This window comes from Vibrio sp. S457-15, assembly GCF_000960545.1.
In the GTDB taxonomy this organism is placed as follows: Bacteria; Pseudomonadota; Gammaproteobacteria; order Enterobacterales; family Vibrionaceae; genus Vibrio; species Vibrio parahaemolyticus.
The window spans coordinates 112,913-133,561 of record NZ_JYOQ01000045.1 but is presented as its reverse complement, the minus strand read 5'-3'; the positions used below and the strand labels follow the sequence as shown (position 1 = coordinate 133,561).

General features: G+C 45.6%; 17 protein-coding genes. 11 read left to right on the top strand and 6 right to left on the bottom strand.

Features of this window, described 5'->3' with window-relative positions; all coding sequences use genetic code 11:
* Nucleotides 1–53: 53 nt before the first annotated feature.
* On the bottom strand, nt 54–1,625 hold the full coding sequence (locus UF05_RS06605) for an ATP-binding cassette domain-containing protein (protein ID WP_045545851.1): 1,572 nt from the start codon (nt 1,623–1,625) through the stop codon (nt 54–56).
* A gap of 445 nt (nt 1,626–2,070) precedes the next feature.
* On the opposite strand from UF05_RS06605, the gene UF05_RS06600 reads away from it, so the two are divergent.
* The 3 genes from UF05_RS06600 to UF05_RS06590 all read left to right on the top strand — a co-directional run bounded on the left by UF05_RS06600 (nt 2,071) and on the right by UF05_RS06590 (nt 5,304).
* The gene (locus UF05_RS06600; protein WP_005459700.1) at nt 2,071–2,496 is read left to right on the top strand and encodes a universal stress protein; all 426 of its coding nucleotides are present in this window, start codon (nt 2,071–2,073) and stop codon (nt 2,494–2,496) included.
* A gap of 235 nt (nt 2,497–2,731) precedes the next feature.
* Nucleotides 2,732–3,349: an NAD(P)H-dependent oxidoreductase gene (locus UF05_RS06595; RefSeq protein WP_005459699.1), complete on the top strand. Its 618-nt coding sequence runs from the start codon at nt 2,732–2,734 to the stop codon at nt 3,347–3,349.
* Complete coding sequence (locus UF05_RS06590) at nt 3,346–5,304, top strand: monovalent cation:proton antiporter-2 (CPA2) family protein (RefSeq protein ID WP_045545852.1); 1,959 nt, start codon at nt 3,346–3,348, stop codon at nt 5,302–5,304. Before UF05_RS06595 ends, UF05_RS06590 begins: the two co-directional genes overlap by 4 nt.
* 108 nt (nt 5,305–5,412) lie before the next feature.
* Here UF05_RS06590 and UF05_RS06585 read toward each other — a convergent pair whose 3' ends face one another.
* A complete protein-coding gene (locus tag UF05_RS06585; protein WP_025546926.1) occupies nt 5,413–5,706 on the bottom strand; it encodes a hypothetical protein in 294 nt (97 codons plus the stop codon).
* A gap of 244 nt (nt 5,707–5,950) precedes the next feature.
* Here UF05_RS06585 and UF05_RS26290 point away from each other — a divergent pair, with 244 nt between their 5' ends.
* Entirely contained in the window at nt 5,951–6,244 is a 294-nt protein-coding gene (locus tag UF05_RS26290; RefSeq protein WP_005459687.1) for an ArsR/SmtB family transcription factor, read from the top strand.
* 68 nt (nt 6,245–6,312) lie between these two features.
* Here UF05_RS26290 and UF05_RS06575 read toward each other — a convergent pair whose 3' ends face one another.
* The 3 genes from UF05_RS06575 to UF05_RS06565 all read right to left on the bottom strand — a co-directional run bounded on the left by UF05_RS06575 (nt 6,313) and on the right by UF05_RS06565 (nt 11,106).
* Nucleotides 6,313–7,662 (bottom strand): alpha-amylase family protein, encoded by a 1,350-nt coding sequence (locus tag UF05_RS06575; protein ID WP_015312980.1) that lies wholly within the window; start codon nt 7,660–7,662, stop codon nt 6,313–6,315.
* A 476-nt stretch (nt 7,663–8,138) separates the two neighbouring features.
* Nucleotides 8,139–8,369, bottom strand: coding sequence for a PAS factor family protein (locus UF05_RS06570; protein WP_005479230.1), 231 nt, complete (start codon nt 8,367–8,369; stop codon nt 8,139–8,141).
* A gap of 286 nt (nt 8,370–8,655) precedes the next feature.
* Nucleotides 8,656–11,106 (bottom strand): M9 family metallopeptidase, encoded by a 2,451-nt coding sequence (locus tag UF05_RS06565; protein WP_045545853.1) that lies wholly within the window; start codon nt 11,104–11,106, stop codon nt 8,656–8,658.
* A 533-nt stretch (nt 11,107–11,639) separates the two neighbouring features.
* Between UF05_RS06565 and UF05_RS06560 the strand changes: the two genes are divergently transcribed.
* The 5 genes from UF05_RS06560 (at nt 11,640) to katG (ending at nt 17,749) form a co-directional block, all read left to right on the top strand.
* Nucleotides 11,640–12,620, top strand: a complete 981-nt coding sequence (locus tag UF05_RS06560; protein ID WP_045545854.1) for a hypothetical protein — start codon at nt 11,640–11,642, stop codon at nt 12,618–12,620.
* A gap of 256 nt (nt 12,621–12,876) precedes the next feature.
* Nucleotides 12,877–13,752: a hypothetical protein gene (locus tag UF05_RS06555; protein ID WP_025632846.1), complete on the top strand. Its 876-nt coding sequence runs from the start codon at nt 12,877–12,879 to the stop codon at nt 13,750–13,752.
* A gap of 114 nt (nt 13,753–13,866) precedes the next feature.
* Nucleotides 13,867–14,757 carry a hydrogen peroxide-inducible genes activator gene (locus UF05_RS06550; RefSeq protein ID WP_045545855.1) on the top strand — a complete coding sequence of 297 codons (891 nt, stop codon included), beginning with the start codon at nt 13,867–13,869 and terminating at the stop codon, nt 14,755–14,757.
* 229 nt (nt 14,758–14,986) lie between these two features.
* A complete protein-coding gene (locus UF05_RS06545; protein ID WP_045545856.1) occupies nt 14,987–15,457 on the top strand; it encodes a Dps family protein in 471 nt (156 codons plus the stop codon).
* A 126-nt stretch (nt 15,458–15,583) separates the two neighbouring features.
* Nucleotides 15,584–17,749 (top strand): catalase/peroxidase HPI, encoded by a 2,166-nt coding sequence (katG, locus tag UF05_RS06540; protein WP_045545857.1) that lies wholly within the window; start codon nt 15,584–15,586, stop codon nt 17,747–17,749.
* Between the two features lie 125 nt (nt 17,750–17,874).
* Here the strand turns inward: katG and UF05_RS06535 are convergent, their stop codons facing one another.
* Entirely contained in the window at nt 17,875–18,405 is a 531-nt protein-coding gene (locus tag UF05_RS06535; protein WP_005479211.1) for a cytochrome b, read from the bottom strand.
* Between the two features lie 246 nt (nt 18,406–18,651).
* Between UF05_RS06535 and ati1 the strand changes: the two genes are divergently transcribed.
* Both ati1 and UF05_RS06525 read left to right on the top strand, forming a co-directional pair.
* Entirely contained in the window at nt 18,652–19,101 is a 450-nt protein-coding gene (ati1, locus tag UF05_RS06530) for an Ati1 family type III secretion system chaperone (RefSeq protein WP_017447901.1), read from the top strand.
* A 40-nt stretch (nt 19,102–19,141) separates the two neighbouring features.
* Nucleotides 19,142–20,635, top strand: a complete 1,494-nt coding sequence (locus UF05_RS06525; RefSeq protein ID WP_025630257.1) for a VPA0450 family T3SS effector inositol phosphatase — start codon at nt 19,142–19,144, stop codon at nt 20,633–20,635.
* The last annotated feature ends 14 nt before the right edge of the window (nt 20,636–20,649 follow it).

The following is a 20,649-nucleotide window of genomic DNA, read 5'->3' as shown; positions in this document are numbered from 1 at the left end:
GTAGAGCTTGGGAGCAATACTTAAGAGCTACGATGGCGTTTACTCTCTTTCGTCTAAGTCAGCTCGATTTGGCGCAAAGCCCCAGACTCAGAAGCGAAATCTTGGTCGTGACTAATCAGAACAAATCCACCTTTGTATACATTTAACGCCTGACTAAGCATTATTTTTGACTCGAGATCGAGATGATTATCTGGCTCATCAAGCAGCAGTAAAGGCTGGGAGTGTTGATGGCTGACGATCAGCATTGCGAGCTTCATCTTCTCGCCACCGCTTAGTACGCATCCCAACCGAAACACAGTGTCTCGACGAAAACCGATCCCCGCCAATAAGGTTCTCGCTTCACTTTCCGTCATCTCTTGGCAGGTCTCCATTACGTTCTCAAGTAACGAAAGATTTGGATTCACTGCGCCAAAGTGTTGATCGAGATAATACAAGGGAGTATTCACTTGCAGCTCACCTCTCAGAAACGACAACTCGCCAAGCAACGTCTTTAACAAGGTTGACTTTCCGCAGCCATTTTTCCCTTTGAGATGGACTTTGTCGTTCGCAAAAATCTGCAAAGTGATAGGAGTAGAATCCCCAAAAGGCAATATACCTTCTTGTATCGACAACACTTTTCTCGAACGGTTCGGATTATCTGCAAGATAAAGCTTTTGCGCTTTGAGCTGCTCATGTCGCGATTGCAACGCCCGCTCTTTGGCTTGTAAATGCACTTGTCTGAGTTGCTCATTCTTATTGCGATTTGAGGCGCTGGCGGTCGCGCTATCCTTTTTGCCATCAAGCAAAATTTTGGGCTGACTGCCGTCTTTGCGCAGTTTGTTCCCTTGCGCGGCGCGTTGGTCTGCTTTTTCCCGATTTTTCTGGGCTTGCTCAGCTAACCGTTTTTTCTGTTTATCGACCTGCGCTAACTGCCTTTCGACCGCTTGTAGCTCAGTGCGTTTTTGCTCGGCATACACATCGTAATTTCCACCAAAAACCTGTAAGCCTAGGCCCGAGAGTTCCCAAATTTCCTCCATTGCTCGCAGCAGCTCACGATCGTGACTGATGAGTAAAATCGCGCCGCCGAAATGCGTCATAGACTCTATCAGCCATTGTTTCGCCTCGGTATCGAGGTGATTGGATGGCTCATCGAGAATCAAAAGTTCCGTTTCGTTTTCAAACAACTGCCATAACTGCAAACGCGCCAACTGACCACCACTGAGCCGAGCACAAGAGAAATCAGGGTCTTGCGGCAAGCCCATCGCAGCAAGCTGCTGTTTGAGTTTCTGTTCAATATCCCACTGTTCGCCAACCAGTTCGAACCAATGCTCAGAAACATCACCTTGTTCAATCTGCTTTAAAGCATGCAAGACCGAGTCTGTTCCCAGAAACTGGGCGATCGATTGCTGACCTGAAAGCAAATCAGACGGCTGCTGGCGATACATCATGAAAGAAGAGGGAGAAGTCACAACACCGCTGGCAGGCTGAGTTTCGCCCGCCAAAATGGAAGCAAAAAGCGACTTACCGATGCCATTGCGCCCAACCAAACCAACACGTCGTTTAGTCATGGAACAAGAAATAGACTGGAATAGCGTCTCGCCATTATCAAACTGATGGCTAACATTAAAAGCTTGTAAAACTGGCATAATTTGCCTCCTGTATGACAGGGACAACAGCCGTAGCTATGATTTGAGATTGCAACAAAACGCGTGCACAAACGCATTAAGCTTTATGTAAAGCTCGACGATAAACGTCAAATAAAAAATTTGTCTTGTTGCAAAGAAATATCGGAAAGTGAGCTACGCCTACTAACCCTGCAGATCCAAAAAATAAGTAAAAATATGGATGACAGGTTTAGTTCTTCATGTTGGCGTAATCTCCTAGAGAAATGATGCGCAGAGTGTAGCGGCTTTTTTGTTCAAAAAGCAAGCTTTCTAACCAAATGAGTACAAAGAGAAAATTTCACAGCAAGTTGTTATATCGTATTAACTTTTTAACAAAACTTTGAACAATTTCGAGATCTTATCAACACAATTTTTGCCCAAGCCATACTATGCTTAGGGTAAAGATAATCCACATAAGGGCGTGGTTATGAAATACAAACATATCCTTGTTGCACTCGAACTGTCAGATGAAAGCACCGTGCTTATCGACAGAGCGGTATCAATGGCAAACTATCTCGACTCCGATATCTCCTTTATCCATATTGATGGTACGCACGGAGAAATCTATCGCGAGCTTGTAGACATTAAAGAGAACCCGGATCAAAGGCCGTTGAATGAGCATTCAATGGAATGTTTAAGAACATTCAGTGATTACATGGACTACCCACTTAAACACTTCTTTGTAGGTACGGGTGATTTGGCTGATAAATTGGAAGTCACCATTAAAGAGCAAGAAGTGGATCTGCTGATTTGTGGTCACCACCAAGATTTCTGGAGCAAGATAATTTCTTACTCAAGACACCTAATCAACAAATCACCCGTTGATATTTTAGTGGTGCCTATTCACGAATAAATTGGCGTGATCATGAAATAGCCTCAAGGGCTCAGAGATATTGTCTCATTTTATAAAACCACCAACTTGTTTGGTGGTTTTTTATTAATACTTCATCAGTTTATCTATTCCTACATGGTAGATAGGTTAACGTTTATGCGTTACATTTTGTAACTGACCGAGACAGACATAGCGCGTCAGTCTCTTCACCCACCTTCTCCATTCGGATAAGGCCATGCTGAAAGCAAGGATCCCTATGACAAATAAAAAAGTACTGATTCTCTTTGCTCATCCTTCCCAGCATCGTTCAGAAGTGAATACTCCACTTTTCAAAGAAGCTCAAAAAATCGAAGGCGTGACATGCGTTGACTTGTACGGTGAGTACCCTCGTTTCAACATCAATATCGACCGAGAACAACAACGCCTTCGTGAACATGATGTGGTGATTTTCCAATTCCCGCTTTACTGGTACTCAACACCAGCGATTTTGAAAGAATGGCAAGATTTGGTGTTGGAATACGGCTTTGCATACGGCACCGAAGGAACCGAACTGCAAGGCAAAACCATGCTGTGCGTGCTTTCTGCCGGCGGCAAAGAAGAAGCCTACAAAGCCGAAGGCTACAACCATTTTACGATTCGGGAACTGCTCGCTCCTATTGAGCAAATGTCCGCACTCACGGGTATGCACTATATTGCGCCTCTTGCTTTGTTTGGTTCGCGTACCGCAGCCGAAGAAGGTCGTATCCCGCGTCATATTGAACGCTATAAAAAGCTCTTAACGGCGCTGGTCGAAGACCGATTGGATGTCGAGGCCGCCGCTTCGCTCATTAAACTTAACAGTGCATTGCCGGAGCTCATCAAGGAGGCGTCATGACAGGAATATTCTTACAAGCCTTTGTGTACCTTGTAGCCGCCGTTATCGCGGTTCCGTTAGCAAAACGCTTAGGTTTAGGCTCTGTGTTGGGCTACTTAATTGCCGGCGTGGTGATTGGCCCAATCATCGGCCTCGTAGGTGAAGAGACCACAACCATCCAACATTTTGCGGAGTTTGGCGTTGTAATGATGCTGTTCCTTGTTGGTTTAGAACTCGAACCTAAAATGCTGTGGGCGATGCGTAATCGCTTGATGGGGTTAGGTGGCTTGCAAGTTGGCGGCACTGTCGCCGCGATTATGGGTATCGCCTTGTACTTTGAGCAGCCTTGGACGATTGCTCTAGCGATTGGCCTAATTTTCGCGCTGTCATCAACCGCCATTGTGCTGCAAACCTTTAGCGAAAAAGGGCTAACCAAAACAGAAGGTGGTAAAAACGCATTTTCTGTTCTGCTCTTTCAAGATATCGCCGTTATCCCGATGTTGGCCTTTATTCCATTGTTGGCCCTGCCGGAGTTAGTCGAACAAGCACAAAATGCCGTTCAAACTGCTGCGCAGCATCATGACGATTTAAACCTCGTGGCCGATTTGCCGGGCTGGGCATACGGAATTGTCATCACTGCATCGATTGCAATTGTTGTGGTTGGCGGGCACTTTTTAAGCCGCCCGTTACTTAAGTACGTGGCGAGCTCTGGTTTGCGCGAAATCTTTACGGCAACCGCGCTCATGCTGGTGATTGGCATCGCTGCGCTGATGAGTTTAGTGGGCTTGTCTCCTGCGCTTGGAACCTTCTTGGCTGGCGTAGTATTGGCAAACAGTGAATTCCGCCACGAGTTAGAGTCCAACATCGAACCATTTAAAGGTTTATTGCTGGGTCTGTTCTTTATTACCGTTGGCGCGGGAATCAACTTCTCGGTTCTATTTGGTGATTTCTGGCTGATCATGGCGCTGACCATTGGCGTGATGGTATTGAAAGCCTTGGTGCTGTTTATTCTCGCACTGATATTTAGAGTGAAAGGCAGCAACCGCTGGCTGTTTACCCTAAGCTTGGCTCAAGCGGGTGAATTTGGTTTTGTGTTGCTAAGCTTCTCTGTGCAAAACCACGTCATTCCGTTTGAACTCTCGCAAACTCTTGCACTGGTGGTTGCGATTTCAATGTTCCTGACCCCAGGCTTGTTCATTCTGTTTGACCGGGTGATTTTGCCTCGCTTTGAAACCCAATCGAATGAACGCGAAAGCGATACGATTGAAGAAACAGGCACAGTCATCATTGCTGGTATTGGCCGCTTTGGTCAGATTGTGAATCGCCTATTAGTATCGAACGGCGTAACAACGGTAGTGCTTGACCATCAAGCCAACCAAGTCGATAACATGCGCCAGATTGGCACTCGTGCCTATTTTGGTGACGCAACCCGACCAGATATGCTGCACACGGCAGGTATCGAGCATGCGGCTGCGTTGGTCGTCGCGGTTGATAACCAAGAATCGAGTGTGGAACTGGTGAAATACGTGAAGCACACGTACCCGAAAGTGAAAATCATCGCACGCGCTTTCGACCGCGGTCATGGTTACTTGCTGCGTCAAGCTGGCGCCGATGTGATCGAATCGGAAACTTATCACTCGGCACTGGAAATGGGTGGACATGCCATGAAAGCGTTGGGCATTCACCCATTCTTTGTTGAACAGCAAAAAGACACTTACAAGCGCGTAGAAGCTCGTAAATCTGAAATGTTATATCAAGCGTGGGAAGACGATTCGGAAGGTGAGCGCTTCGACAACAACTTCCGTGAGCTATTCATCCAGCTCGAAGAGAAAATGGCGGAAGAGATGCGCAAAGATCGTCACGATAAGTTATCGCGTTCTGAACGTGGCTGGACGCCACCGCCAAAAGGTTACGCTGAAAACTTTGATGGTGAAAACGTGCAAGATATTACGCCACCAAAAGAAGAAGCGATTTAACGCCAAAACAGAAATACAAAAACCTCCCACCATTGGGAGGTTTTTTTGTCGGTTGTACGTCAGCACGCCGCCCTAAATCACCACAGTGACTTTCACCCATAATGAAAGTTACATGAGGTCATTCATCAAAATCTCATACTCTTCATTCGCTTCTTCAACTAAATGAGAAAGCTCTAACGCGTCGGTAACTGCAAGATTGAACTGCCACGGGGTTGCGTCTTCTTTACCACAAATTCGAGTTTCACACCCACGACTTTCAAAAGATAAATCATCAAACTCGGTCGTATGACACTCTTCAAGTTCGATAATTTCAACTTCCAATCTTCCAACAGGGTTTACTTTAACGTGCGCGTGTAACTCTGAACTGCTAGACAAACAATAATCTCGATGAACTGCAATCATGGCCGCCTCCTTGTTCTGCCAACTGACAACTCATCAAAGAGTGTAGGAGAGGAAGTTTAAACGTGGGGTGAAATAATAATGAAGATTGATCTGTCTCATTGGAGGAGACAATTTTTGTCATCACAGTATGAGTCGGTATGAAACTCGCCTGAAATCACACAGAGTCAAACCAGAAAAGTTGGCATTCAAGGCGAGTTTCCCTATTATCGAAACACATTTAACGTTGGTCAGTTTAGAGGTCAGTATGGAGCTAGAAGCCGTCGCTAAAGCATTAAAAGAATTAGGGCACCCTACCCGTCTATGCATTTATAAAGAAGTCGTTAAAGCGGGCTACAAAGGCATTGCGGTAGGCGGTGTGCAAGAAAAACTCGGTATTCCTGCATCCACACTTTCTCATCATATTTCCAGTTTAGCCTCTGCAGGACTCATTACTCAGCGCCGTGAAGGCCGTATTCTTTTTTGTGTTGCTGAATACGAATGTTTGGACGATGTCATCGACTTTCTTCGTGCCGAATGTTGCGTGAATGAATGCCAATAACGGCTTTGACGATTCAAATAAAAACGAGCTCCTATTGAGCTCATTTTTATTGTCTTCTGCCGCCGCTTTTATTTTTGCACCAATAACATGAACGACTTTGCCGGAACCTTCAGTTCTATCCCGGCTTTAACGCTTTGATCTGACATCAAATCGAACCAATCACACTCTGTCTTTAGCGATAGCGATTGTGCGCGCGTGGATTTGTTTAGCACTACAATGCCTTTCTCTCCGCGTTTTAGCACTAGCATATCGTCATTCCCTTCCAGTACCGTCATTGACTCACCATGAGTCACATTGTGGAACGCGATCATCTTCGCCATACGAGGATCATTCCAAGCGTCTTTCCATCTTGGCTTTCCGTTTTTGTTCTTAATGCCGCTGGTATCCAAATCGGTATAAACCAAAGGCACGCCGCCATCGCGACCAAGAATGTAGGCATAAGCGATCCACTCGTCCTCTTCATCCATTATCAAGTCGAGAAAGACGTCGTTGTTGGGAATATCATGCGTCACCACAAAAGTAATGGCTCGACCGTTTGAAAGCGCTTGGCCAAAACAGTAAGGGTCAATCAGAGACTTGAAACTGCCTTTTTTTGAAAATGCTTTAAAGATGGTCGAAAACAGCGGGAAATCATACGCACCTAAACGGGTTTCTTGTAAATACGGCTCAAGAAACAGTTGATACTCTTCCTCTGTTGCACCGCCATCGGTAATGATTTCCCCAAAAATATGCACATCTTGGGTTATGTCGTCTGTCCATACGCGTTTTAGGTGTTCAAGCGTCATGTGCTTCGCGGCATCAATACGGAAGCCTTTCACACCTATCGCTTTCAATGCTTTTAGGTAAGCTCGCTGCTGCTCGACAACATGTTCACAAACGCGAAGGGTTGGTAAACCAGGATCGGTTGGCCCACCTGTAATTCGGCCATTTTGGACCTGCCATTTATCTTTCCAGTCTTTGATACCAAACGCTTCAACAAAATCTTCTTCGCTAAATAGCGGTTTGGATAAATCGCCGAAAAGCTTTAGAGGCAGGTATTTCTGTTCATCTTGTCGGTATTGATCTAACACGTCCTGACGAGGATATTGCAGATCACGGCGTAAATGTGCTTCGTTAGCCATGTGGTTAAACACCACATCGGCGTACACCAAAACGCCTACGCGTTCGAGCTCGCGAACCATGTAGATGAAGTCTTGGGTGTCACCGAGCGCGTTGTCGATAACACGGTAATCTTGTGGTTGATAGCGCTGCCACCAACGTTCATCGTGGGCGCTTTTCATTGGTGGCGAAACCAACACCGAGCCATAACCTAGCTCGTGGATTTCATTTGCTCGTTGGGCAATGTCAGCGTACTTCCAATCAAAGGCGTGCAAAATCACGTTTGCACCTGCTGATTGCGTTTCCTGTAAGCCACTCATGTTGTTCTCCTACTCGTTTCCACTCACGATTACTTGTTTGGTTGTTTTGTGTGAATGAACTCAATAGTCGAAATTATAAAAGCTATTCGCGATACGCCCTCACCCTTTTGCGCTTAACTCAAGGCTGAAAATCGAGGCGTAGATACGCCCTGCCTAGCACAATGAGAGTCTGTGAATCACCTCCAGTCGATGACAGCTCTTGCCATCCGCAAACTAAATACAACTAAGCCATTGTTTTTATTTACATAAAATCCAAAAACAAATTCCAAGCAACAAATCCTTATGTACGCCCTAACCCACTCGCTGTAAATGAGTAGGTTATAAAATGCGTTGACGTAACAAATAGTTAAGAAAAGCAAACTGGCAACTAGATCACGTTTGGTGAGAAGGAATTAGCGTCGAAAAGTGTGTTGAGGAAACGCAGAAACAAAAACGGCCCTTGGGGTATTGGGCCGTGATAAAGACAACGAAGTAGATTAGCGCTCTGGTGTTTCCAGAAGTTTAACGGCGCAATCCACAGCGTTGTTGATACCTTGACTGCTCTCAAGCTTACCTGAACTCGCAGGCCCAAGGGCACAAGAGTACAAAGCCAGTTGCTTATCGAACGGCAGATCCAACTGTTCATATAGGTTTTGTCGGATACGTGCATGTTGTTCTGGTTCTTGGCTTGCAAGGCTAATCAACGTGTCATAAATAAGCGTTTTCATGTCATTCCCTTTAATTTTATTGCACGGGGTGCATATATATTGTATCCGTTTAGAAACCACAAATCAGAAGCTAGGTCACAGAACGCGGCGCTAAAAAAGATTATGTGAGAAGGATATGCCAACACAAAATTGAGACGCTTTCGACAAAAATTGACAGATACATCTCGAAATCATGCAAACGTTTGGCATTTAACACTGTTTGAATACAACCAAAAGCAGGAAAAACGAACACGCCGCCAAAAATGGCGGCGTGTTTTTTTGTGTTACGAAACTAACTTAACGTCGATTAGAAGAAATAAACCAGCATTTCTACATCATCACCTTGTTGAGGGGCTTGAAGAGAAAAGTGCACATAGCCCGCTTCAGTCACTGGGATAGCAAGATATTCGTTGCTACCCGCGTAGTTGGACGCGTACTCGTGTTGCTCTGCTGTCGGCCAGTGTTCGCGGCTTGCGTACAAGTCCACATTACCTGCGCCGTAAGGGTCGTTCACATTTGATTGGCTCGACATCCAAACGCGTACTTCTTTCACGCCTTCAGGCACATAAACAGCGGCATAACGCTGCTGATGAACCGTTAGCACTTTCGCTTCTCCTGATTCCAAAACCACAGGAGCTAAATCGTCTTGCACTTGTGTTGGTGGCGTTTGCGCTTCAACTTCTAAAGCTGCCACAAGGTTTACTGAGTCGTAGCTATCACGCCCTGTTAAACTGATGTAGTAACGGCCAGCTTTAACGTAACCATTTTGCTCTGGCGCAAATTGAATCTCTTCATTGCTACCGTCCGCGTATTGGCTCATTTCGAAGTCGTAGTAATGCGCCACTTTGTTGTAGCTCATGTAAAGGTCGGCATCACCCGCCCCTTCAATAGAGACACTAAAGCGAACGGTGTTAGCAGGCACGTCAACGTAGAACAGTTTTTCGCTATATGCTTCGCCACTCAGTTGAAGGCTTTGGTTCGCCGCCAGCTCCGTCACTTGCACTTCAGGTTCTGTTGGTTCGCTTGGCTCTTCTGGGTCCGTTCCTGGTTGCTCCGGTTCAACTACCGCTTCTAACGTATCCAACCAACGCTCAAATTCCGCATCGTATTGTTGACCAAGCACAGTAACCTGCTGCGCCCATTGTGCAAACTGACCTGAACGAGACAACGCCAACAAGCTCTCTACATCTTGAGGGTGGTTTTCTAGCATGAAGCGAACCGCCAAGTAGCCCCAACGGTAAATGCGGTTGCTATCGTGCGAGTATGTGGTGTCAAACACGGTTGAAAGGCTCAGTTTGCCACTTGGGATCAGATCGATCGCGGCCTTGTAACCTTGTTTGTAATGCATGTATTCCGCAAAACCTTCCAGCCACCAAACAATATGACCATGAGCTAAGTTGTCGCTGAATGAACCGTATTGGTTGAAACGTGCATCCAAGTAGTGAGTGTACTCGTGCTCAAGGTTCAAAATAGATAGATCTTCGCCACTCGCGTAGCGATAAGCCACGAAACGCGCCGTATTATCGGCTCTTGACGGGGTCCCCTCTAAGTACTGACCACCGTTATCCGTTGTATTGCCAAACAGGAATGAAGAGTAATCAACGTAGCTGTCGTTGCTTGCAAACACCGCGACTTCAACACGATCGTTCAAGTCATCCGCCACTGGTTGATTGCCAGTATTCGCAACTTGATGGAAGTCTGCTTCTTTCGCAGCAAGCACTTCACACGCTTTCGCAGCTTGAGCATCGGTGAGATCTTCAGAGCGAATGATGGCAGGTCCCTGACATTCGAAACGATTTGGCATCACGCGTGCTGCTAGATCTTGCTTCGCTTGCTCTAGGTTTAGACCATTCAAACCCTCAGGCGCGTAGTAACTCATCATCTCAACGGCGGCAAGCCACAGTTTGTCGTGCTCACTACCCAATGGGTAACGCTGCATCACTTGCTGCATAACAGCCAATGCTTTGCGTTTGGTTTCTTGATCTGGGCTCGCAAGTAGACGACCAGTTTCACGTAATGCATTGAAAACGATAAAGTTTGCATCTGTATCTAACGCCCATGCATTGTCAGAAGCGAATCGCGCTAACGTATCAATATGGTGAGTGTTGTTTGCCATGTAGCGGTAGAACACATCGTTCGCCGCGTGACCTGCCATAGAGCGGAACAAGTTGTTCAGGCCATCAACCCATTGGGTGTCTTTCGCGGTGTCACGGTTAAAGTGCATCAACGCGGCCATCATGCTATCCATGGTCAGCGGCAACTGCTTCACGTTATCAACCATCAAAGTCAGGCTCTTCATTGCGCCAACTTGCTCGCGACCTTGCTCCAAAGCATGAGGGTTGTTGAGGAACAGGTTCGTTGACTGAGCAAAACGCTGACTCAATGCTTCTGAAAACTCAGGCGTACCAGTACCAGCGTTGTAACGAACGTAATACGCCGCACGAATAAATTCGCCTAGATTTTCTAGAACACGAGCTTGTTCTGCTTCACCACGATAGCGTGCAATTTCTTGATCCAACGCGACTTGAATACGGCTTAAACTTGCTTCGCTATAAATATCATTCAGCGTTGCTGAAGGCGCAGAGAACCAAGCGTGGTAGCAATCATATTCAGCGCCAGAAACGGCAGCGGCCAAATCACGCGATTGTTGTAAATCAGCAACAGCACACTGATTTTGGGCAAAAGAGAAGCTAGAAACACTCGCTAGCATGCAAGCAAGCGCCAAACGATGACGCGGGAAAAAACGGATATGAGACATAACAACACTCATTGATTATAAAAATAAATTGAGTGGGGTTTATATTCCTTACAGCTCAAACAGTGAAATCAGTATCATAAAATTTATGAAATCGATCCCAAAAATAGACTTATTACTCTAATTTAATGGGACCAATCCCACACAGGAAGATTCAATAATTATTAATAAAAACATTAATTTACCTTTTTCTAAATAAGTCAATATGAGTCAAAAGTGACTCATAAAATGAAATTTATCGCACCAGACCAAAAAGTTAGTTATTAGCTCAACTGAGAACCATTGAAAACGAGTTTTCATTATGAGACATGAACCAAATAAGCATCAAAACACATATCTGAAAGCAATAGATGATGGTAAATTCTCGCCACACGTCGTGCCTAATACTCTATTGCATAATGACATCATCCTTTTTTGTCGAAACGTAATATCAATGAGAGTAAAACCTGCATCGAGCAAATCACGGCACTGAACTAGGACTACATATCCCCTTCCATCACACCAGAAAGAAGTGGGACTTAAAAGGATCAGAAACCATGTCACTTTGGGGATTTTTAGGAGCGGGGCTTGCTTACTTATTAATGACGTTTGCCTTTGTTTTTGGCGGCATTTTTTGGTTATGTGCGGAAGGTAATACATTAAGAGAAACAAAACGCCAATCATCGATAATGTCAGGGATTATTGTTTGCACTATGGGAACTTGGGTGATTGCATTTAGTATTTATATTTACGGTTACTTTTGGGATAACTCTTCTCACTATTATTTTTACTTGCTCGCTCCATGGCCTCTTGCCATTGTAGGCATAACACTTCGTAACCATTGGGTTAGCCAATACGCAAGTGTAAAACAAGAAAAAAATGAAAAGTGGCAAAGGCACTGGAGAGAAATATTAGGCGAAGATACTGAAGATCTTCCACCGTATCGATATGACTACGGGCTCTACTCAGGCATTTGGCAAGCCAATGAAACACTCAGAGAGCAGTGCTTTGCAGCGCTTACTCACGGGAATTCAGTCTATGAGAGAGTAAAGGCTTTTCAAAAAATGACTACTCACGAGCACAACACCGATGATCAAATTTTGCTGAGTAAACTCGCCCAATTAGAGAATGAAATTATCCAAGCACTGGAACAACACTCGCAAAAAAACGTAAGTATTGAAAAAGGCTCTGGTACTTTATGCAAAGAGTCAAAACGCAATGTTTATCGCCATGAGAATGGCCCAACAGAAGAACAACTGTACGACTCAATCAATCTCCAACATGATTTGGATCGAGAGCTACGTAACATTATCTATGACAGGCTTGGTGACGATGGCTTGGATGAATACTTTTTCCTCCGAGCGCCACTCGAAGAGCTTACCGAGAATGAAACCGCAATCAACTGGATGCTCTGGGGTTTAATAAGCAACCATTTTGACGTTGACCCATACCAAACGGCGTTGGAGCTCAATTTAATGAATGCGGAACCAAGATGGGGACAAGATGAGCGGTTTGTGGTGGTAACAACGGCAGCTTGAACGACTTTACGCGTTGATTACTAGACGCCCTCAAGCTGAAAACATTGCTCTGCCCGATAAACAACCAACTTATTGACTACAAGCTCATTTATCATAATCGAGATAAGCATAACGTTGCTCATCAAGCACTTAGGAGGCGCATTCGTCACGATCTCATCCAGAGCTTTCATCGGCTTCATGAGACATCGTAAAGAACTGTGCTTCCCATTTCTGCGTATATACTTTCTATCAACAGATGCCTTTTCAGAGAGTAGTTATGTTAGAAGAACGACTTTATGAACGTTATCTGCCTGGGTACTTAGAAAGTAATAGTGAAGAAGAAAAGCAGCGCCTATGGCAGCAAGCTGACCCTAACACGATTTATCAGCTCAATAGCGAATTACAAAAACTGCACGGTGAGGGGAACGACCTCATATCGTTTAGTGACCCCAATCGTTCGCACCTCCCGATCACCGCTTGGCCGGACATGCTATCGGCCGACATTGCCTTTTGGCGCAAGCACCAACACTGGTTATTGCAAAGTAATGACCCAGTCACTCCAACTAACGAAGACGACTTGAGCGTGAATTATAAAATTCCGCTCAATTACATCAATCAATACAATGGTGAACATTTACGCCTGTTCTACGGGTCTCGCCTCGTTTATGCGAGATTGTTCAGCGCCCTGCACTACATTTTGAATCACGTTAAATCGGTGATCGAAGATTGGAGCCACGATCGCTACCCCTATCAATTACCCATAGAACTGTACATACCAACGACAAGTGAGCCGCAATCGGCAGTACGAAGTACATATCACCATTTCAATAGTGCTAACTATCAATCACTTAAAAACTATTTCCAGCAGCACTATTCAAGTTGGATTGAAGAGCAATATCTAAATTGGATGTTCGAGCTCAACACACAACTTAATCACCAAACCGCCGCCACTTACATCGTTGAATATGAGGACGAGTTTGGCATTCCACGTGTCGACTTTATTTGCAAAAACGAAAACACTTTGCGGATGATTCGCCCCGCTCATTTTGTTGAAGACATGCGACAAATGGTGAGCTCGACCGATTATCTTGATCACCAAGTACAGCAAGTCGCGCTCAGAATCGAACGGCAATGCCGAGCGAAAGGATGGTAAATAAAGGCAGGTACAGCGTTAGGGAAATTCGAACAACAAAAAACCATCTTCTAAGCTTGATCATTAGAACGAGAAGTTTGAACGGCGAGAATACTCAACGGATGGATAAACGCTATGCTATCGATAAAACAATTATCTTATGCCTTGGCTGTCTCAAAAACGCTGCATTTTCGTAAAGCAGCAGATTTGTGTCATGTTCGCCAATCAACGTTGAGCACAGGCGTCAGTGAACTGGAGCGTCAACTAGGCATTAAGATTTTTGAGCGGGACAATAAAAAAGTGCTCGTCACGCCACTTGGTCGTGAGGTTTTAGACAAAGCCAGCAACATTATGCTTCAACTGGAAGACATGGCACACCTCGACCACAGTTGCGGCGAACCTTTTTGCTTTCCGTTGTCCATTGGCATGATCCCGACCATTGCACCTTATCTTCTGCCAAAGTTGTTACTCACCTTAAAAGAGCAGTACCCGAACGCGAAAATAGACATCGTCGAAGAACAGTCGCATGTCCTTGTCGACATGGTTCACAGCGGTGAGATTGACGCGGCCGTGCTTGCCATCCCCTATCCTTGTGACGGCTTGTTAACGTTAGAGTTTTGGCAAGAAGACTTTTACTGGGTCGCGCTCGATGGGCAAATGCACACAGACAAAAGCAGCATTACGTCCGAAGAACTCCAAAAAACCAACCTCATGCTGCTTAAAGAAGGCCACTGCCTCAAAGATCATATTTTGGATGCCTGCCGCCTCTCTGAACAAACCGCCAATCAGGAATACCGTGCCACCAGCCTAAACACGTTAATTCAAATGGTAATGAGTGGAATGGGCACAACCTTGATCCCGGAAATGGCACTGGAACAACTCGTCACGCATTACCCAGTATTATCAGCAGTGCATTTAAACGAGCCCGGCCCCCACCGCAGAATAGCCCTCGCGTTTCGCCCAAACTATGTGGACGTTTCCAGTCTCGAAGCACTTTCCCGTATCGCGAAGCAATCTCTCAAATAGTCTCGAAATCAAAATCGTTTAAACCCAGCAGCGCGCCGTTACCTCGGTGTGCTTTGTGGGCGTTGGTATTTGCTATAGACAACGCCTTCCATTCAGTAATCAAAATTTCCGAACGTTACATTCATTTTTATCATTTTTACAAATCAGAACATCTATCCAATACTTTTTTTAGTTGTTTGCTGACGGCTTACAAAAAGTCGTGAAACCAGATGGAATGAAGGAAGCTAGCATGACGCACATCGATATCGGCATTGATAGAGAGCACCGATTAAGCACCGCAGAGGGCTTGAAGCAGCTCTTGGCAGATTCTTACACGCTCTATCTGCAAACGCACAACTTCCACTGGAATGTGGAAGGCCCAAACTTTAGAGAACTGCATCTCATGTTCGAAGAACACTACACCGAACTTGCGACGGCTGTAGACGAGATTGCCGAGCGCATACGCACAATGGACTTTCCCGCTCCCGGCACGTTTAAAGAGTTCGCCAAACTCAGTGTAATTGAAGAGGTTGAAGGCGTTCCAAGCGCGACGGAAATGGTCGACATACTCACACACAATCACGAACAAGTCGTAAAGACCGCGCGTAAAGTGTTAAAGCTAGCCCAACAAGCGGATGACGAATCTAGCGTGGCGTTGGTGTCGGACAGAATGCGCATCCATGAAAAAACAGCATGGATGTTACGATCGCTGCAGAAATAACGCCGAGCGAAACGACCTAAGGATAATGCTCTGTATTAAAACATCAGTAATTAATAACGGATGCCCGTGTTTGTTCACCAGTTGTAACGACTAGCACTCGCAAAACGCAAGAATGGGAGAATTAACATGACACAACAAAATGCGCATTCCGAAGGCAAATGCCCCGTAATGCATGGCTCCATGACCACCAATGACAGAACAGAAAAGAACTGGTGGCCGAAGTCGCTCAACCTCGATATTTTGCATCAACACGACGCTAAAACGAATCCAATGCCGAGTGATTTTGATTACCAAGAAGAAGTCAAAAAACTCGATTTCGCTGCACTCAAACAAGACCTCATCGCACTAATGACCGATAGCCAAGAATGGTGGCCTGCTGACTGGGGACATTATGGCGGCTTGATGATTCGTATGTCATGGCATGCGGCAGGGACTTATCGAATCGCAGATGGTCGCGGCGGTGCGGGCACCGGTAATTTACGTTTCGCCCCGCTAAATTCATGGCCAGATAACGCTAATCTCGACAAAGCAAGACGTATCCTTTGGCCGATTAAGAAAAAATATGGTAACCAATTGAGCTGGGCCGATCTCATTGCGTATGCCGGTACGATGGCTTATGAATCCATGGGGTTGAAAACGTTCGGCTTCGGATTCGGGCGCGAAGACATCTGGCACCCAGAAAAGGACATTTATTGGGGCTCAGAAAAAGAATGGCTGGCACCTACCAACAACCCTAACAGCCGCTATTCAGGTGAACGGGATTTAGAGAATCCACTCGCCGCTGTGATGATGGGCTTAATTTATGTCAACCCAGAAGGCGTCGATGGACAGCCGGATCCACTCAAAACCGCGCACGACGTACGAGTTACGTTCGCTCGAATGGCAATGAATGATGAAGAAACCGTTGCCCTAACCGCTGGTGGCCACACCGTAGGTAAAGCGCATGGTAACGGTGATGCAGCCAATTTAGGCCCAGAGCCAGAAGGTGCCGACATTCACGACCAAGGATTAGGTTGGTTAAACAAGACAACCCGCGGCGTAGGCAACAACGCGGTCACCAGTGGGATTGAAGGCGCATGGACAAGCCAGCCAACGCAATGGGATAACGGCTATTTTCATCTGCTGTTAAATTACGATTGGGAACTGAAAAAAAGCCCAGCCGGCGCATGGCAATGGGAACCTATCGACATTAAAGAGGAAGACAAACCGGTCGATCCTGAAAACCCTAACGTTCGGCATAACCCAATCATGACCGACGCCGATATGGCGATGAAGATGGATCCGGAGTATCGCAAAATCTCAGAACGCTTCCATAGCGACCCGGCCTATTTCGCCGACACCTTTGCTCGGGCTTGGTTTAAATTAACGCACAGAGACATGGGGCCTAAGGCTCGCTACATCGGCCCTGATGTCCCGCAAGAAGACCTCATCTGGCAAGATCCGGTTCCTCACGGCAATGCAAACTACGATGTAGACGCGGTAAAAGCCAAAATCGCCGCCAGTGGGTTATCGGTTAGTGACATGGTCACAACCGCTTGGGACAGTGCACGCACGTTCCGTCAGTCTGACAAACGTGGTGGCGCAAACGGCGCTCGTATTCGCTTAGCACCACAAAAAGACTGGCAAGGTAACGAGCCAGAGCGGCTAGCCCGAGTATTACCGGTGTTGGAAAGCATCGCGAAAGATACGGGAGCCAGCGTCGCTGATGTGATCGTATTAGCAGGTAACGTCGGTATTGAGCAAGCCGCCAGCGCGGCGGGTGTTAACGTCACTGTGCCGTTCCTTCCAGGACGTGGCGACGCAACACAGGATATGACGGATGTTGAGTCTTTCGAGGTGTTAGAACCGTTGCACGATGGATATCGAAACTGGCTCAAACAAAACTACGTTGTAACACCGGAAGAAATGCTGTTGGATCGCACCCAGTTGATGGGGTTAACTGCCGCTGAAATGACGGTGCTCGTCGGAGGGATGCGCGTTCTTGGCACAAATCATGGCGGTAGCAAACACGGTGTGTTCACAGACCGAGTCGGCCAACTTACCAACGATTTTTTCGTTAACCTAACCGACATGAACTACACGTGGGAACCCGTTGGCGAAAACCTTTACGAAATCCGCAGCCGTCGCTCCAAAGATGTAAAATGGACAGCGACCCGCGTCGATCTTGTCTTCGGCTCAAACTCAATACTCAGAGCCTATGCCGAGCTGTATGCACAAGATGACAACGCAGGAAAATTCGTTGAAGACTTTGTCGCCGCGTGGACCAAAGTGATGAACGCCGACCGATTTTGATGTCATCCAAAGCGAAGCCTAATTTAACAATTAGGCATCCTTTCGCTTATATTAAAATGGCAGGTATCACTTACCTGCCATTTTGTTGCTCAGAAACCTTCGAAGCACATTCTTGTTTTGTCTTATCAAGCTTTGCCCAACATTCTCAGCAACGTTCCGTCCTGCTTAATAAAGTGATGCATAAAGCTGGCACCAAGGTGCAAAACCAATAGGAATGGCAACAACGCTTCACCACTAAACTCGTGGATCCCCTCGCCCAGCTCTTTCAGCATGTGTATTTCTCTGCCAGAACTCACTAATTCAAAACCAAACAGGCTCAGGCCGTACCCTTCTCCTACAGAAACCGCGATGCCAGACAAAGGCAACACCACAGTTAAGGCCAGAAGAGAATACATAACCACAGCCGCCGCGATAGACTCAAATTTACTTCTTTCAGTCATAGGTTTTGGCATACCTCCAATGAGTCTCCCAACTAACCTAGGCACGCTCAAGGCTAAGACTAAAAGTCCGAACGACATGTGCGCATTAAAAAGTAAATTGTTTGATTCATCATCCATGACTAGACCAGAAATGAGTACCGCAATCATTCCAAGCCCGATAACCCAATGGAAAAACATCATTGATTTTGAGATTGCATTGTTCGTTTTCGCGTCCATCTTCTTTCTCCATGTAAAAGACATGGTTATTCTTCACATGAGCCATGAATAAAAGATGAATACTTTATTCAGACAAACCACTCTCAGACGAACTAAACGGGTTGCCGCCCTCTAGTTGTGGTTCGTGTTGATACGATAAAAATAAAAACTTACGCCCATACTCAATATCCTTCCACACCCTCACTCTTATACTCTTTCCCAAAATGAGTAATAACCATAATAAATTTTTAGATTGAGGGGAAAACAATGGATATCTACCAAGAAAGCATCAGTTTTTTAGGTAACGACGCGAACTTCGATGCAAACGGATTATTTCAATGCGAACTGTCATCGAATACAAATGACCATGATGAAGCACTTTTCTTAACCATATTTAAGAACGAAACCACCATCAATTTGCACATGTCGTTGACCAGCCCTGTTGAGTTGCCAACACCTCTGCCAGAAGCCATCGCAATTGCAATCGGTGAACACGCGCTAGAACCATTTCGAGGTGGTTTCGGTGTTGGTTTAATGCCGGACAGCCGCAGACTGACCGTTTATAAGGTTATTTCGTTAGCTAATAAGCCTCAAAGTTATGTTCAAAACACATTCCAACAACTGCTAGAAAAAATTGAGCAGTGGCACCTCTTCATTGAACAAACCGATAACGAAGCAGCAATTCCAGAACAATTACCTGCTGGGATTTTCATTTAATCCCGCTAAAAACGACCATGTTTAGAAATGAGTTTATTTTATGTCGACAATTCAAATTAATAGCCAACATCGAGGTAATTTAGACCTCGCAGATATTCAAAATATCAAAACCAATGCGAAAGAAGGCGATACCGTTAAATTTGGCTCTGTATTTGGTAAAGAATACAGCGTTACCAAAAGCAATGATGGTGAAATTAGCCTCAAACAAAAAGAAAATCGCAGCTTTTTTAATCGCTTTTTTAGCAAAACAGATTCATCGAAAAACAGCGACTTAAAGCTGAACTTGATGAACCAACAACTGCACAAAAAAGAGAACAACGGCAACGTTAAGGTCCTGACGTTAACGTACAACCAAGCCAACCAAAAGATGCCTGCAGAGACGAAGAACTACTTCCAAAACCTTATCCAAAAGGGTGACTATGATGTGGTCTTATTTGCCGAACAAGAATCGAAATTGCTTGCTAACGACCTAGAACTCGATGGCATGAACCTGCTTAGCCAAAATAAAATGAAAGTCATGACCAAAGGGCTTGGTGAAGGTATCAGCTACACTTCGATGTCTGTTTTTGCGAAAGATGGCGTCGATATCAACGTGAAAAATGAGTCTGAATATCGTCACGGCATCGGTGGACGAAACATGGATTTCTTCATGGGTATCACAGGTAATAAAGGCGGCGTGAAAACGGCTTTGGAGATCAATGGACAACCTTTAAACGTCATTTCTGCACACTTGGATTCCAACAAAGAAGTCAAACGTGAGTTCGAAGGCAACAAGTTGATGGAAGGTATTAATCCAAATGAGGAAGTTCTGATCACTGGCGATCTCAATGAACGTGAGAAGCGCGTTGCTGAAGGCTCTGATGTGCTGTACGACCCAATTGCCCACGATGATACGCACTTAGCGAAACATGGCTTTAAGTTCAAACCACTCGATAGCCATACTTACATGCAGCTAGATAAGCACACTGGCAATATTAAGCAGAAAGAAGGCCGAGATCGCCCTGACTTCGGTGAGTTGGATAACACTGGTTTAACCAACAAAACGGGCAACTTACAGAACCACCAAACCAGCGTTATCACAGAGGGTTTTGAGAATGTCAGCGACCATAAGCCAGTGCAGTCTACGTTCGAAGTCAGAAGCTTTTCTCAAAAGTTGATTGAAAACGCATTTACTCAAAATGCCAATGACTTTAAAAATGATGCCGCCTATCTGAAGCCAGGCACGAACCCAGCTAACGCAACGTTTGATGATGTGACCTCTGCTAACCAAGCACGTCTGGGTTTAGAAAACTTAAACCCGAATGAACAAGCATTCGTGAAAGAGAATTTTGCGAGCTTTATTATCGGTAAAGACGCGATCTTCAGCCAGCTAACTAGCGGCTTTATGGAGGAGATGAGCCAACTTCATGCCTCTGATCTTGCTAAGAACCCAACTCATCTACAAGCGCAGCAAATTGCGTTGAGCGAAAAATACGAACAGCTAAGCGATAAAGTAAACGCTGAGTTTAATAAACAATTCGTGGCAAATCTTTAGCCACAGAGCCGTAT